16 protein-coding genes and 1 tRNA gene are annotated in these 15,122 nt (G+C 38.0%); 8 read left to right on the forward strand and 9 right to left on the reverse strand.

The features are described from left to right. Positions 1–170: 170 nt before the first annotated feature. From fba to tkt, 4 genes are all read right to left on the reverse strand, one after another. On the reverse strand, positions 171–1,238 hold the full coding sequence (gene fba / locus AC27H3_RS12885; RefSeq protein ID WP_487106783.1) for a class II fructose-bisphosphate aldolase: 1,068 nt from the start codon (positions 1,236–1,238) through the stop codon (positions 171–173). A 628-nt stretch (positions 1,239–1,866) separates the two neighbouring features. Then, a complete protein-coding gene (locus AC27H3_RS12890) occupies positions 1,867–3,045 on the reverse strand; it encodes a phosphoglycerate kinase (protein ID WP_487106784.1) in 1,179 nt (392 codons plus the stop codon). Between the two features lie 71 nt (positions 3,046–3,116). Next, entirely contained in the window at positions 3,117–4,130 is a 1,014-nt protein-coding gene (epd, locus tag AC27H3_RS12895; RefSeq protein WP_487106786.1) for an erythrose-4-phosphate dehydrogenase, read from the reverse strand. Between the two features lie 97 nt (positions 4,131–4,227). Further along, positions 4,228–6,210 carry a transketolase gene (tkt, locus tag AC27H3_RS12900; RefSeq protein ID WP_487106788.1) on the reverse strand — a complete coding sequence of 661 codons (1,983 nt, stop codon included), beginning with the start codon at positions 6,208–6,210 and terminating at the stop codon, positions 4,228–4,230. 359 nt (positions 6,211–6,569) lie between these two features. On the opposite strand from tkt, the gene AC27H3_RS12905 reads away from it, so the two are divergent. Continuing rightward, positions 6,570–6,704: a hypothetical protein gene (locus AC27H3_RS12905; protein WP_487106790.1), complete on the forward strand. Its 135-nt coding sequence runs from the start codon at positions 6,570–6,572 to the stop codon at positions 6,702–6,704. A gap of 214 nt (positions 6,705–6,918) precedes the next feature. Here AC27H3_RS12905 and AC27H3_RS12910 read toward each other — a convergent pair. Together AC27H3_RS12910 and AC27H3_RS12915 are read right to left on the reverse strand one after the other, a co-directional pair. After that, positions 6,919–6,993: transfer RNA gene (locus tag AC27H3_RS12910), tRNA-Arg, on the reverse strand. 197 nt (positions 6,994–7,190) lie between these two features. Beyond that, positions 7,191–8,354: a flagella assembly protein FlgT gene (locus tag AC27H3_RS12915; RefSeq protein ID WP_487106792.1), complete on the reverse strand. Its 1,164-nt coding sequence runs from the start codon at positions 8,352–8,354 to the stop codon at positions 7,191–7,193. 310 nt (positions 8,355–8,664) lie between these two features. On the opposite strand from AC27H3_RS12915, the gene AC27H3_RS12920 reads away from it, so the two are divergent. Beyond that, entirely contained in the window at positions 8,665–9,312 is a 648-nt protein-coding gene (locus AC27H3_RS12920) for a FlgO family outer membrane protein (RefSeq protein ID WP_487106793.1), read from the forward strand. Between the two features lie 37 nt (positions 9,313–9,349). After that, positions 9,350–9,814, forward strand: coding sequence for an LPP20 family lipoprotein (locus tag AC27H3_RS12925; protein ID WP_487106795.1), 465 nt, complete (start codon positions 9,350–9,352; stop codon positions 9,812–9,814). Positions 9,815–9,971: 157 nt separating this feature from the next. Here AC27H3_RS12925 and AC27H3_RS12930 read toward each other — a convergent pair whose 3' ends face one another. From AC27H3_RS12930 to flgA, 3 genes are all read right to left on the reverse strand, one after another. Next, a complete protein-coding gene (locus tag AC27H3_RS12930; RefSeq protein WP_487106797.1) occupies positions 9,972–10,403 on the reverse strand; it encodes a flagella synthesis protein FlgN in 432 nt (143 codons plus the stop codon). A gap of 40 nt (positions 10,404–10,443) precedes the next feature. Beyond that, positions 10,444–10,746, reverse strand: a complete 303-nt coding sequence (gene flgM, locus AC27H3_RS12935) for a flagellar biosynthesis anti-sigma factor FlgM (RefSeq protein WP_487106799.1) — start codon at positions 10,744–10,746, stop codon at positions 10,444–10,446. Between the two features lie 74 nt (positions 10,747–10,820). Then, entirely contained in the window at positions 10,821–11,513 is a 693-nt protein-coding gene (flgA, locus tag AC27H3_RS12940; RefSeq protein WP_487106801.1) for a flagellar basal body P-ring formation chaperone FlgA, read from the reverse strand. A gap of 184 nt (positions 11,514–11,697) precedes the next feature. Here flgA and AC27H3_RS12945 point away from each other — a divergent pair, with 184 nt between their 5' ends. The 5 genes from AC27H3_RS12945 to AC27H3_RS12965 all read left to right on the forward strand — a co-directional run bounded on the left by AC27H3_RS12945 (position 11,698) and on the right by AC27H3_RS12965 (position 15,096). Next, positions 11,698–12,633 (forward strand): chemotaxis protein, encoded by a 936-nt coding sequence (locus AC27H3_RS12945; RefSeq protein ID WP_487106803.1) that lies wholly within the window; start codon positions 11,698–11,700, stop codon positions 12,631–12,633. A gap of 39 nt (positions 12,634–12,672) precedes the next feature. Beyond that, positions 12,673–13,503, forward strand: coding sequence for a CheR family methyltransferase (locus tag AC27H3_RS12950; RefSeq protein WP_487106805.1), 831 nt, complete (start codon positions 12,673–12,675; stop codon positions 13,501–13,503). Positions 13,504–13,567: 64 nt separating this feature from the next. Next, positions 13,568–13,966 carry a flagellar basal body rod protein FlgB gene (gene flgB / locus AC27H3_RS12955; RefSeq protein ID WP_487106807.1) on the forward strand — a complete coding sequence of 133 codons (399 nt, stop codon included), beginning with the start codon at positions 13,568–13,570 and terminating at the stop codon, positions 13,964–13,966. Positions 13,967–13,968: 2 nt separating this feature from the next. Beyond that, positions 13,969–14,388, forward strand: coding sequence for a flagellar basal body rod protein FlgC (gene flgC, locus AC27H3_RS12960; protein ID WP_487106809.1), 420 nt, complete (start codon positions 13,969–13,971; stop codon positions 14,386–14,388). Positions 14,389–14,406: 18 nt separating this feature from the next. Then, positions 14,407–15,096, forward strand: a complete 690-nt coding sequence (locus AC27H3_RS12965; protein ID WP_487106810.1) for a flagellar hook assembly protein FlgD — start codon at positions 14,407–14,409, stop codon at positions 15,094–15,096. Positions 15,097–15,122 lie beyond the last annotated feature (26 nt).

The raw sequence follows: 15,122 nt of genomic DNA on the forward strand, positions 1-15,122 counted from the left end.
ATTGTTCAAAAATTAGCGATATTGTTCTGTCATTTAGTGTTTATTTATCGTTTTGGCTTTAAAAACAAAAAATCCGATGAAAAATTATCATCGGACTTTTAGATTAACTTCGCAATATAAGAGTAACTTTACGCTAGTAAGCGTTTACACCTACCACGCTGAGTACCACTTTATTGTTTAATTATTGCGTCTAATTTACCCGTTGAGTACTGGATAAACATGTTGTCTAAAGAAATTGGTTTAATACCAGATGCATGACCAACACTGCCGAATGCTTCATAACGCGCTTTACAAATATCATACATAGCTTGTGTTGAGGCTTTTAAAAATTTACGTGGATCAAATTCGCTAGGGTTTTGCGCTAGAAATCGACGAACAGCACCTGTTGAAGCTAAACGTAAATCTGTGTCGATGTTAATTTTACGAACACCGTTTTTAATGCCTTCTTGGATTTGCTCAACTGGTACACCATAAGTTTCTGGTATTTTTCCACCAAATTCATTAATAACCGCTAACCAGTCTTGTGGTACAGAAGAAGAACCGTGCATAACTAAATGGGTATTTGGGATACGGTTATGAATCGCTTTAATACGATCGATAGCAAGTATGTCGCCAGTAGGTGGACGGGTAAATTTATAAGCACCATGTGATGTGCCACAAGCAATTGCTAAAGCATCAACTTGTGTTTTTTGTACGAAGTCAGCCGCTTCTTCAGGATCTGTTAGCATTTGGTCCATGGTTAATTTTCCAACCGCGCCAATACCATCTTCTTCACCGGCTTCACCTGTTTCAAGTGAACCTAAACAACCTAATTCACCTTCAACTGAAACACCACAAGCGTGTGCCATTTCAACCGTGCGACGTGTTACATCAACGTTATACTCATAACTGGAAGGTGTTTTACCATCGTCCATAAGAGAGCCGTCCATCATAACTGATGAAAAACCTAATTGAATTGAACGTTGACAAACGCTAGGTGAAGTACCGTGATCTTGATGCATTACCACCGGAATATGTGGGAACTCTTCAATTGCCGCTAAGATTAAGTGACGTAAAAAAGGTGCACCAGCGTACGCACGTGCACCGGCAGAACCCTGAAGTATTACTGGGCTATTAGTATCGTTAGCAGCAAGCATAATTGCTCTTACTTGCTCCAAATTATTAACGTTAAAAGCTGGAATACCGTAACCATTTTCGGCGGCATGATCTAACATTTGGCGCATAGAAACTAAAGCCATGAATTAACTCCTGAGATTGATGATAGTGACAAAATTGATTTCAAATTTTATTTCAAAAAGTTTCATTGTGAAACTTAATGCTTTCATGTCGTAATTGTATCAGAAGAATTTGGTGCTTTGCACGAGAAAAAATTACCTGAAAGTACTTAAAAAGTAGCAATAATTTACTGTTGCTTGATTTGTTTTTTTATTACTAAAATAACAGCGAGATAAAGGGGGTTTTATCGAAGATTACGAGGATATTTATGTAATTTTACTACGGAATGTCATCGGAAAATATAATTTATTTTTAGAATAATGTTTTGTTGATGAGTAATACTAAGCCGACTGGTTTATTGAGCACCTGCAAAAACGTTATCATTCTACATTCGTTTTTTTCTTTCCTTCTATCCATATTACTATCCCTCAGCGGTCTGCTTCCACATTACATATATAGCTATACCTTTATGTAGATGTGTATCAAAGGGCTGTATGTTGAATAGTTACTTTTATTGAATGACATTAATGCACTTTTTCGGTTTGCTTTGGAAGTTGTAAATCTTAATTTACTTGTTTTTTAGCATAAAAAAATAGCAGTGTATTTCTACACTGCTATTTTCGTTGGTTATTAGTTTTGTGTAATACAGACTTATTTTTTAGCGCGAGCTTCCAAAATTGCCACAGCCGGTAATTTTTTGCCTTCTAAAAACTCTAGGAAAGCACCACCACCTGTTGAAATGTAAGAAACTTTATCTGCAATATCATATTTATCTACTGCAGCTAAGGTGTCGCCACCACCAGCAATAGAAAATGCTTTACTGTCGGCAATAGCGCGAGCGATAGTTTCTGTGCCTTGACCAAATTGGTCAAATTCAAATACGCCAACCGGGCCATTCCATACAACAGTGCCAGCATTAGCAATAATCTCTGCTAAGGCTTTAGCGCTTTGTGGACCAATATCAAAGATCATATCGCCATCAGCAACGTCATTCACATTTTTAAGTGTAGCAACGGCTGTTTCAGAAAACTCTTGTCCTACAACCACATCGGTTGGTACCGGGATTGAGCCATTATTGTCATTGGCTTGTTTAGTTAAGCGTTTAGCTTCATCAACTAAGTCAGCTTCAAATAACGACTTGCCAACATTATGGCCTTGCGCGGCAATAAACGTATTAGCAATACCACCACCAACGACTAATTGATCAACAATGCCTGCCAAAGAATCAAGTACCGTAAGTTTAGTTGAAACCTTTGATCCACCAACTATGGCAACTAATGGACGGGCAGGGTTATCAAGTGCTTGTGATAAGGCAGATAATTCTCCCGCTAATAATGGTCCTGCACAGGCAGTTGGTGCATACTTTGCAACGCCGTGCGTACTTGCTTGTGCGCGATGAGCAGTACCAAATGCGTCCATAACGAAAATGTCACATAAAGCAGCTAGTTTTTTCGATAAAGTATCATCGTTATTTTTTTCACCAGTATTAAAGCGAATATTTTCAAAAATAACTAACTCGCCAATATTAACGTCTATGCCGTCAAGATAACTTTTAGCTAAACGAACAGGTACATTTAATGCAGCACTAAGATAATCGGCTACCGGTTGTAATGAAAACTCTTTATTGTATTCGCCTTCAGTTGGGCGACCTAAGTGCGACATTACCATCACTTTAGCGCCGGCTTCTAAAGCGTGTCTAAGTGTAGGTAGAGCAGCTCTTAAACGAGCGTCTGATGTTATTTTACCATCTTTAATTGGCACGTTTAGGTCTTCACGAATAAGCACACGTTGATTGTTTAATGCTAAATCGGTCATTTTGATTACTGACATGTTTATTTCCTGTTGGTAAAGGTTTAACTGTTAAGTAAATAATAAAAAATTCATTTTTTAGTGTTATCGAATTAACCTACTTTTGACATAGTATAGGCGGTATCTAATAAACGGTTAGCAAATCCCCATTCGTTATCACACCAAATAAGTAATTTAACTAAACGTTTGTGACTAACACGGGTTTGATTGCCATCGACTATGCTTGAGTGTGGGTCATGATTAAAGTCAATAGAAACCAATGGCTCAGTGGTATAGCCTAAAATACCCGCTAAACCATTACTTTGAGCGTCGATAATTGCCTGATTAATTTGTACGATAGTGGCGTCACTTGATAAGTTTAAACTCAAGTCCATAGCGGTTACATTGATAGTTGGTACTCGCACCGCTATTGCTTCAAAGCGGCCTGCAAATTTTGGTAAAATACGCTCAATACCCGCAGCAAGCTTAGTATCAACGGGAATTATTGATTGGCTAGCCGCACGTGAGCGGCGCAAGTCAGGGTGATAAGCATCAATAACTTGTTGGTCATGCATGGAAGAATGAATAGTGGTAATAGCACCACTTTCAACACCGAAAGCTTTGTCTAGTACTTGAATAACCGGTACGACACAATTGGTGGTACAAGAGCCGTTGGAAACTATTTTTTCAGTAGGCGTAAGTAACTGATGATTTATGCCGTAAATAATAGTGGCATCTAAGTCTTGCGAACCAGGATGCGAAAAAAGCACTTTTTTTGCGCCTTGGTTAATATGTATTTGGCCATCGGCTTGGCTGCCATATTGCCCCGTGCAATCAATAACGATATCAATATTATGTTTTTGCCACGGCAAATTACTTAAATCGGCCTCATGGCTTAACGCTATTTCATCACCTGCAATAAATAATTTTCCATCACTTTGTTGTACTGAAAATGAAAAACGTCCATGGGTAGAATCGTATTTTAATAAATGTGCTATACCTTCAGGCTCAGCAAGTTCATTAATAGCAACGAGTTTAAAGTCGGCGGTTCTTCCGTGCTCATATAATGCCCGAACAACATTTCTGCCGATTCTTCCAAAACCATTTATTGCTATATTGATTGACATATTTTGGGATCTTATAGGTAACGTACCTAGAAAAGGAAATAGCCAGCTAATAAGTTATTAACTGGCTATGTATAACGTTTGACGGTAAAAAACGCGCTTAGTTTAAGCTATTTACCGTTTTTACTACGTTTTCAGCAGTAAAACCAAAGTGCTCAAGCAGTACATTACCTGGTGCTGATTCACCAAAGGTTGTCATGCCAACAACTTTGCCACTTAAACCAACATATTTATACCAAAAATCGGTATGTGCAGCTTCAATAGCCACACGCTTAGTAACTGATGTTGGTAAAATAGATTCTTTGTATTCATTGTCTTGAGCATCAAAAATATTGGTTGATGGCATAGAAACAACACGCACGTTATCGCCTAAGCTTTCAGCCGCTTTTAACGCTAAAGCTACTTCAGAGCCTGTAGCAATTAAAATAACTTCTGGGGTACCAACACTGTCTTTTAAGATGTAACCACCTTTAGCAATATCAGTAACTTGAGTACTAGTACGGCTTAATGCTGGTAAACCTTGGCGTGAGAAAATTAATGATGTTGGCGCTTTTTGGCGTTCAACAGCGTTTTTCCATGCTACCGCTGACTCGGTTGCATCAGCAGGGCGCCATGTCACCATATTTGGTGTTGTACGCAAATTAGTTAATTGCTCAATTGGCTGATGCGTTGGACCATCTTCACCTTGGCCAATTGAATCATGGGTATAAACAAAAATATTCTGAATGCCCATTAATGCAGACATACGTACCGCGTTGCGTGCATATTCCATAAACATCATAAATGTAGCGCCGTAGTTAATAAAACCACCGTGCAATGAAATACCGTTCATAATGCCGCTCATACCAAATTCACGTACACCGTAAAAAATGTAGTTACCGGCAGCGTCATCTTGAATACCTTTTGAACCAGACCAAAGTGTTAAGTTCGAACCGGCTAAATCGGCTGAACCACCTAATAATTCTGGTAACATAGCGCCAAATACTTCAATCGTATTTTGTGAAGCTTTACGAGAAGCAACATTTTCAGCTTTTTCCTGGCATTCTTGAATGTAAGCGTTGGCTTTTTCTTCAAACTCTGCAGGTAACTCACCTTTAATTACACGACGTTCATACTCTGCTGCTAATTCAGGATGAGCAGCTTGGTAAGCGGCAAATTTATCATTCCAGCTTGCTTGTTCAGTAGCGCCTTTTTCTTTTTGATCCCAATCAGCATAAATATCAGCAGGGATTTCAAAAGGTGCATGTGACCAACCCAGTTTTTCGCGTGTTGCTGCAATTTCTTCATCGCCTAAAGGTGCACCATGACAATCGTGTGTGCCTTCTTTATTTGGAGAGCCAAAACCGATAATGGTTTTACAGCAGATCATTGAAGGTTTATCCGTAACTGACTTAGCTTCAGCGATAGCGGCGGCGATAGCTTCAGCGCTATGACCGTCAACACTTACAACATGCCAGCCGTAGGCGGCAAAGCGAGCAGGAGTATCATCAGTAAACCAGCCTTCAACTTCACCATCAATTGAAATGCCGTTGTCATCCCAAAATGCAATTAGCTTACCTAAGCCTAATGTGCCGGCTAATGAACAGGCTTCATGTGAAATACCTTCCATTAAACAACCATCACCTAAAAATACATAAGTGTTGTGATCAACAATATCGTGCCCATCGCGGTTAAATTGTGCCGCTAATGTTTTTTCAGCAATTGCCATACCTACCGCATTTGAAACACCTGCGCCTAATGGGCCTGTAGTTGTTTCAACACCGGGTGTGTAACCATATTCTGGGTGACCTGGTGTTTTAGAGTGTAGTTGACGGAAGTTTTTTAACTCACCAATCGGTAAATCGTAACCCGTTAAATGCAATAATGAATAAATGAGCATTGAACCATGGCCATTTGATAAAACGAAACGGTCACGATCAGCCCATTGTGGATCTGTTGGGTTATGCTTTAGAAAGTCACGCCATAAAACTTCAGCGATATCTGCCATGCCCATTGGGGCTCCAGGGTGTCCTGATTTAGCTTTTTGCACGGCATCCATGCTTAAAACTCGAATTGCATTGGCCAGTTGTTGACGCGACGGCATAATTGCTCCAATTATTGTAAGATTTGATGGGATATAATTGCGCTTATTTTCACCTAGAGTGCCCCTTGACTGCAAATTTAATTAGCATTTTTCTGGCATTATTTTTAACTAAGTTATATTTATCGGCATTTAAATGTGAAATGACCTGATTTAATTAATGAAATAGTAATTGCTAATTTGATAGCGACGATGTGAAAGAGAGCTAATAGATCTCTTTTGTTTTTAGTATTATGTTCACTGGAATCAATAATTGTTTAATTAATGAGCTTTTTGGTTGAATATCTATATAAGTTGCTTTAATGTTAATGCGTCGTATTAATAATAATTAAAAAAAATACTACATAACACAGGATTAAAGAATGAACAGGTCGTCGTCACGCGGAATTAAGCTGACTACGGTAATATTAGCGGTATTAATATTAGCAGTATCAGCGGTGTTGAGCACAGGCTCAGCATTAGACGACAAGGAAGTTACAACAGAGCAAAACAATTAAGAGCTTATCAATTAGCTCATTAAAACTACAAGCCCCGCATTGCGGGGCTTTTTTATGTACAGGATGTACGGTATGTCACGATCACATGGATGTGAAAGAGTGACGATGACAGGATGTACGGTATGTCACGATCACATGGATGTGAAAGAGTGACGTATAACGATAATTATTGATCGTTTAAATATAATTCAATGAAGTTTCTAGTAGCAATTGCTGGCGTCCCCTACAGGAATCGAACCTGTATCTAAGACTTAGGAGGTCCTCGTTCTATCCATTGAACTAAGGGGACTAAGCGCAAGTAATCTCATCACAAATACCCAGTATTAACTCATCTGAGCAATAAAGTGCTGCTTAAAGCCCAAGTATGCTACAACGTTTTTATTTATTTGTATTCAAAAAATAAATAAAATGAGCATTAACAGAGGTTTAATTAATATAATTAGCATTAATTAAACCTCTCGGTTCATGATATTCCTAACCTACTTTTTAGTATCTTACGGCTAAATCATTTATTTGAATATTGTCGAGAATATGTTGTTCGGTCGTGGTTGCATGAGCACTATCTTGGCTAACAGAAGTAACAATAACTTTATAAGGACTAATATTAAATCCGGTATATGAACGATTGTCATCACCCACAAAACTATTAAAGTGCAGTAAAGAAAACTCATCGCCAACTTGAACCCCGTGCCTTTTGCCTAAGTTGAAGGTAATTGAGTTGCCCTGAACTTGCACAATTCTTCCTTGGGTAGGTTGGCACATCATACTTTCATCAATGTCTTGCACCATATCATCCAAAGACATATTGATTTTTTGGCCATATTCACTCTGCCAAAAATTTTGACTAGTTACGTCTACATTCTTACGCTTATCAAATGACCATGGAGCAGAATTTAGGTAATGTTTATCGAAAATTCTTTCGCCGCTTGTACCATCATGAACATAAAGTGAGATATTGAATTGTCTTTGATAGATGTTACTTTGCCAAAACTGCCATTCATTGTTTTCATGGTCTGCCATCGAAAGATCTTGAATTTCAGAGAATAAAACATATTGGCTGTTTGACATGTTAGCTAATGACATGGCTAAGTTTTTTAAGCTCTGTGTTTGTAAGCTTTGGTTATAGCGTGAAAACTCTGTTTTACTTTGCAAAGCAAGTTTGGTGTCTAAATAAATACCTTTATGTTTTATTTTGTTGGCTAACTTTTTTATCAAGACTTTGTCAATTGCGTAAATGTTGCCAATGCTAGCTTGTTCACGATGCATTATATTACTGCGGGTTAATAACATAGATTTTTTATAGTCAGCAGCAAAGCACTTTTTTTCTTGTGGGAAAATATCGGCTCGAATGGTCACGGTAACCATATCACCTTCATAGCTTTCGCTAATTAACTCTAATGAATTGACACTGCCACTAGCTCGAATACTGATTTGATCTTGAGTGAGTAGACCATTAACAACTTGTTGTACGCTTGACACTGAAGCACCCGCAACCAATAAAGCTTTTTTTAATGCATTTTGCACGGCTTGAGCTTTTGCTGATTTATTATCACCATTTCTTATATTCGCAACGCCCTGCGATTCATACCATTGGCCAAAGCTAACGCTACTGTATAAAGCAAAACATAGGGTAATTAAACTTAAGCGCATAAATGTCTCTTTTAATAGGAAAACAATTTCTTTCTTTAAATTATGCACTTTTTGTGCCCATTAATACGTTAATCATTAAGCTAAGTTTATATATAAATTTAATACCGTTAGAGCACGTTATTATTGCCCGTGTTTTGTCTGGCCTATATCCAGCCGTTTAATTGTACTTTTTTAGCGCGAGAGCGAACGCTTACTTGCTTTTCGTATATATTGATTAAGGTAAGTTCTGTTTTAATTATAATATTGGCGCGGATCATGCTTTCATATTTGTATTAATTTTATGATATTTGCATTAATTGGGGATAGCTCAATGAAAAACTGGCTTATAGCTCTACTAATACCAACGCTTATGGCATGCACTGCTAAGACCAAAAATAATGACTTTTATGGTGCTAAGTACACAGAAAAAAAAGAAATTGACAGTTATTCTTTACCTCGCCATGCGATTAACGATGTGGTTAAAGGGCTTGCCTACCAAATGCTAGAAAGTAGCTCATTTGTTAGCCCTAAAACACCAATTGCTGTGGCATCTTTTGTTGATTTAAAAAACTTAGAATCAACAAATTGGCTGGGTAATCAACTATCTGAAAGCTTTGTACATGAGATGCAACGGCATGGCATGGTGGTTATAGACTTTAAAACTACTGGGCATATTCGTGTTACTGAAGAGGGCGATTATGTATTTAGCCGAGATTGGAAAGAATTACCTGAACGACAAATAATTGACTATGTAGTTACCGGCACCATGATGCAGCAAGAATCTGGCGTATTAGTGAATGCTAGAATGATTGGTATGCAGTCACGTGTTGTTGTGGCAACAGCGCAATCTTTTATTCCGGCTTGGGTCGTTGGCGATGATTTTAAAAATGACGAGAATGTTCAAATAAAAGACGGCATGATCTTACGTGATAGTACTATGTTAGCTGACGATGCTCGTGCAATTGCTATACAAAAGTAAAACACACTTGTTTAAAATGACAATACCGAAGGTGAATATGAATACGTTACGCAATAATATCGCAGTTTTGTTAAGTGCTATAGTTTTGAGCGCATGTTCTACGGTGTTTGATCGACATGTTGAATGGCAAAACGTAAAGCCAGAGCAATTTCCAGTGTTAACAGCTATAGGCCAAGCACCTATAAGCTTGCAAAAATCAACAGATAAAACACAACGTATGTTAATGGCAATGAAGGCATCAAAAATCGCTGCTTATGCTGAGTTAGCCGAACAAGTTTATGGTCAAAGTATTGATGGTAAAACAACAATGTCTAATCTAGTTGTTGAAAATCAACAACTAAAAGCATCTGTACAGGGTATTATCCGTGGGGCTAAAGTAGTTAAAAGCTACCCCGTTGGTGACAGCTACACAACGGAGTTAAGTTTAGACTTTAAAGATGTATATGAAATATATAATGCTTCTGCTAATCGTCAAAAAATTAGAAATATTAAGTATTATTAAAGTCGTAAATTAATGCCATTAGCCAATATCGTAAAAATTCACTATAAAAAAACCAGCTTTCGCTGGTTTTTTTATAGTGAATTTTTAGATTAAAGCTTTTATATCTACACTTGAGTCATTCAAGGTTATTTAATTATTCAACCTGAATTGTTGATCGCTAAGCTTTAATACCTAGGCTACTAAGTCCGCCCGAGGTTTTTCCTTTACTGTCATAGGTCATTGAAGACTTATTGTGGTTTTCTAGTAACGAGGTTTTCATTCGTTCAACCGATAGCTGCGATTGATGAATAATCAGGCCATTAACTTGGTTTTGTTTTTTACAACGCACTAAACACGCTTCAATATCGGCTAATTCTGAGTCGAAATTACCCGCTAACTTTTCTTGCTTAAACTCAAAGCTTTGTCCTATCGCATTGTCAATTTCTTGTATCGCGATAAGTAAGCTGTTTTTATCTGCAGTAATACTAATTAGAGTATTAGGGTTTTGCTGTTGAAGTATTTCTTTCTCTGTACTTAATAACGTTTCTAGCTGCAGTAATTGTGATAACTGTTGAGAAACCAATTGCTGAGGTGTTATTTTTTCAGACACTTATTTACTCCATAAATCTAACGCGCTATTTAGGTTAAATTTAGTTAAGTTCAAATTCAAAGCTAGCAATACTTGCTGCTAATTTTTCAGGGTTAACTTTATAATCACCAGAAGCGATAGCATCTTTTAATTCAGCAATTTTTTTCTGATTTAGTACCGGTGATTCAGCTGCTTTTTTCTGCAACTCAGTCATCTGTTTTGCTTGCGGTGTAATAGACACCGAATCACGTGGTGATAACTTAGCTTGTTGCGATGCATTGGCATTTTCGCTAACTTGCTGTTTAGTTTGTACTTGTTGCTTTACTTGATTAGTGTTATTCAAGTTGTTGATATTAATAGCCATTATTGTGTCCTACTTACAACAGTTATTGGTTTCTAACCTTTTATCGGCAAAATAGCAGAAAACTTAAGCAATTATTATAAATTAATTATTACTTGGTTAATAGCGCTAACTTGCCCTTGAACTATTCGCCCTGATTGTTTATTTCGTACCGCTATAATTTCACCTAAACTACCGTCATTTAATGCCACGCCAGAAGACTTAATTTCAAAGCTTTCAGACTTAGCAATAATGTTAACGGGTTCGTCTTTACAGACAAAACAAGTATTTTTATCTGTTATAACACTGCCTTTAGATAAATTTCTTTTAATACGAGCACCGGTAACTAACGTAGCGTCAGTCATCACTGTTCCGCGTATTTGGTTCGAGTCTTTAAATATCACTTCCATGTTACTTTGATTTAGTAAAGTGCCTTTATTTACCCTTATACGAGTCACTAAAACAGGCACTATTGTTTGAATTCTTACTGGAATATATAAATACCAAGAATCTTCGTCAGCACAAACAATTTTAACATTTACGTTTCTACCGTTATGGTTTTCAGGTATATTTGCCGTTAATGGTAACAAGCATGATTGCAATGAAATTCTGGGATCTATTTCAGATACTTCAACATTCAGCTTGCCTTGAGCAGGTATAGTTACGTTGCTTTCAACATGTTTTTTGATGAAGTTATAAAGATACTCGCGATCAAATGTCATGGCTGAGCTAGTGCTAACTATAGCGAAGTATATAAAGGGTATTGCTGCTAATATCTTAAATGGGCTCATAAATTCTTATTTAACTGCTAGGGAAATGAAAATACTCGTCTACGCTTAATTTAGTTAACTTTACTTAAATTAACATGCAAAACGTCAAAGAATTTACGTTCTGCCTAGACAGTAGTCGTTTTAATGTTTGTACAATCAAGAATCGTGCCTTTGTTAGTTGCATTGGCATACAAAGAGGTTTCTTATGACAGGTATATTAGACTCAGTTAATCAGCGCACTCAATTAGTCGGTCAAAACAGATTAGAGCTGTTGTTGTTTAAACTTATAGGTCGCCAACGCTTTGGTATTAACGTATTTAAAGTGCGTGAAGTTATGCCATGCCCAAGATTGACGTTATTACCCAAACAAGACAAGTTTATTAAAGGTGTAGCGCATATTCGTGGCCAAACTATTTCGGTAATCGATTTAAGCAAAGCAACGGGCGGCCCTGACATTGTTCAAACTGACACTAGCTTTGTTATTATTGCTGAGTATAACCGTAGTGTGCAGGGGTTTCTTGTTGCCGGTGTCGAGCGTATTGTAACCCTTAGCTGGAAAGACATGATGCCACCACCTGAAGGAGCAGGTAAGTCTAGCTACCTAACCGCAGTTACTGAAATAGACAACGAAATGGTGTCGATTCTTGATGTTGAAAAAATTCTAAATGAAATTAGCCCTATCTCCACTAACTTAAGTGAAGGTATTGCTGACTCTACTGTTGGTGAAAAAATTGGTGAGCGAGTTATCATGATTGCCGATGACTCTTCTGTCGCTAGAAATCAAGTTAAGCGCTCACTTGAGCCCTTAGGGTTAAAAATGTTGCTGGCAAAAAATGGTCAAGATGCATTAGACCAACTGAAACTTCTTGCCGACGAGTGTCAAAATTGTATCACTGAAAAAGTGGCATTACTGATTTCTGATATTGAGATGCCAGAGATGGACGGTTATACATTAACATCTGAAGTTAAAAACAGTGACAAATTAAAAGCAATGCCGGTTATATTACATACCTCGTTAAGTGGTGTTTTCAATAATGCCATGGTTGAAAAAGTAGGGGCTGAAGACTTTATTCCTAAATTTCATCCCGATGAGTTAGCTACAGCAGTTAAAAAATGGTTAAAACATGATGAAGTTTCTTAAAATGTATCTACAGCCTGCGATTAAACCGGGTTATTGCAAGTGGTAGTTAATGAGATAGACAATAAAAGCTATGATCAGTTTCGTCGCTTTTTAGAGCAACAATGTGGCATCGTGTTAGGCGAAAATAAGCAGTACTTGGTTAGAAGCCGATTAACACCATTGATGTTAAAATTTGACATTAGCTCATTATCAGCATTAGTTGCGCAAACACTTAATCCGGCAAATCGGCAATTAAGGGCGGCAGTTATTGACGCTATGACGACCAATGAAACGTTATGGTTTCGAGACGAATACCCATTTGAACTGCTAAAAAAACGCATATTGACAGAGTTTAAAAGCCAGCGAACCCCATTAAGAATATGGTCAGCGGCTAGTTCATCAGGGCAAGAGCCCTATTCAATCGCTATGGCTATTTATGAATTTCAGCAAAGTAATCCGGGGGCATTTCCTGGTGGTGTTCAAATTATTGGCACTGACATCTCCAACACTATGTTAGAGCAATGCAAACATGCACATTATGACAATTTAGCGTTGTCGAGAGGTTTATCTAGTGACCGCAAAAGAAAGTTTTTTGAGACCAGTGATAATGGCATGTTAAAACTTAAAGATGTCATTAAAAATATGGTGAGCTTTCGTCAGCTAAACTTGCTTAATAGTTACAGCATAATGGGACGTTTCGATCTTGTTTTTTGTCGTAACGTATTGATTTACTTCTCGCCAGAATTAAAATCAAAAATTATTTCTCAAATTCATGGCACTTTAAATAATGGCTGTTATCTATTTTTAGGTGCCTCAGAATCACTATCGGGTATTAGCCAAGATTTTAATATGTTGCGATGTAACCCTGGTATTGTTTACCAAAAAAAATAACCTTTCTTTATACCTCTGGCATAAATCTTGAATAAATACCTTCATTAATATGGAGGTATTTTTTATGGCGATTAGTTTTGAAAAAGCATTTGGTATAAGTCCGCAAAGTTTACAAGTGCGTGCTCAGCGCGCTGAACTTATTGCGAGCAATATTGCTAATGCTGATACACCTGGCTACAAAGCTAAAGGGATGGATTTCAAAGCCGCATTAGCTCAAGCAGCCTCAAAACAACAAACCGGTATGACTCGCACAAACGAAAAACATTTTGATGTTCGTATGGAGCTCAATAACGGCGTAGGTTTCCGTGCAGCAAACCAAACTGATACCGGTGACGGTAACAGTGTAGATGTACAAGTGGAACGAAACTTGTATCTAGAAAACTCTATGGAATACCAAGCAAGCCTAGAATTCTTAAACGGTAGAATTAAAGGCTTGAGAAAAGCAATCACTGGAGGGCAATAACAATGAGCCTATTTAATGTATTTTCTATATCTGGTTCGGGCATGAGCGCACAGTCTGTGCGTTTAAATACCACGGCCAGTAATATTGCTAACGCTGATAGTGTTAGCAGTAGTGTTGATCAAACATATCGAGCGCGTCATCCAGTTTTTGCCGCTGAGATGCAAAAAGCTGCCGGCGGACAAAATGAGTCGGTAGGTGTTGAGGTGCTCGGCGTTGTTGAAAGTAACAAACCATTAAATGTTGAATACGCTCCTGATCATCCGATGGCAGACGGTGAAGGCTATATTTATAAGCCGAATGTGAACGTAATTGAAGAAATGACCAATATGATCTCTGCTTCTCGTTCATACCAAACCAATGTGCAATTAGCCGAGTCAGCAAAAAATATGCTGAATAAAACGCTAACACTTGGTCAACGCTAAGGTTAAATAGGAACTATTATGGAAACAGTATCTGGCTCTAGCCCTTTAGACAATATTCGTTGGCAACATGACACGTCTACTCCTGAGGCTGATGAAAATAGGGGGATGTTGACGCAAGCAGATTTCTTCGCGTTGCTTACTCAAGAATTGTCAAATCAAGATCCGACCAAGCCGGTAGAAAACAATGAGATGATTTCTCAAATGACCGCATTCTCAACCACTGATGGCGTAACACAGTTAAACGATCAATTTACCAGTTTTGCAGCTTCAATGTCGTCTAGCCAAGCTTTACAGGCTTCATCACTTGTCGGTCGTAGTGTACTTGTTGAAGATAACGTATTTGGTATGGAAGAAGGTCAATCGGTAAAAGGTAAATTAGTGACCGACCAGCCAGCAAGTAATGTCAATATTTACGTAGAGAATGTTGCCGGTGAAATTATTCAAACGGTACCTGTAGGTAGTGTTGCATCGGGTGAGTTTACTTTCACTTGGGATGGTCAAGCATCTAACGGTGAGCCTGCTCCAGAGGGGGCGTATCGATTTCGTGTTGCCGGCTTAGTTGAAGGTAACGCATCAGAATTGCAAGCGATGACTTATCGTAAAGTCGACAGTGTTACTTTAGCCGGAAGCGGTGGAAGTATTTTATTAAACCTTAATGGTGGTAGCACCATGAAACTTTCAGACGTAGTTGAAGTTTCTCAAGGTTAAGCAATCATTTTTTATATGAGGTGAAA

The organism is Colwellia sp. NW0002-52-1 (genome assembly GCF_057550865.1).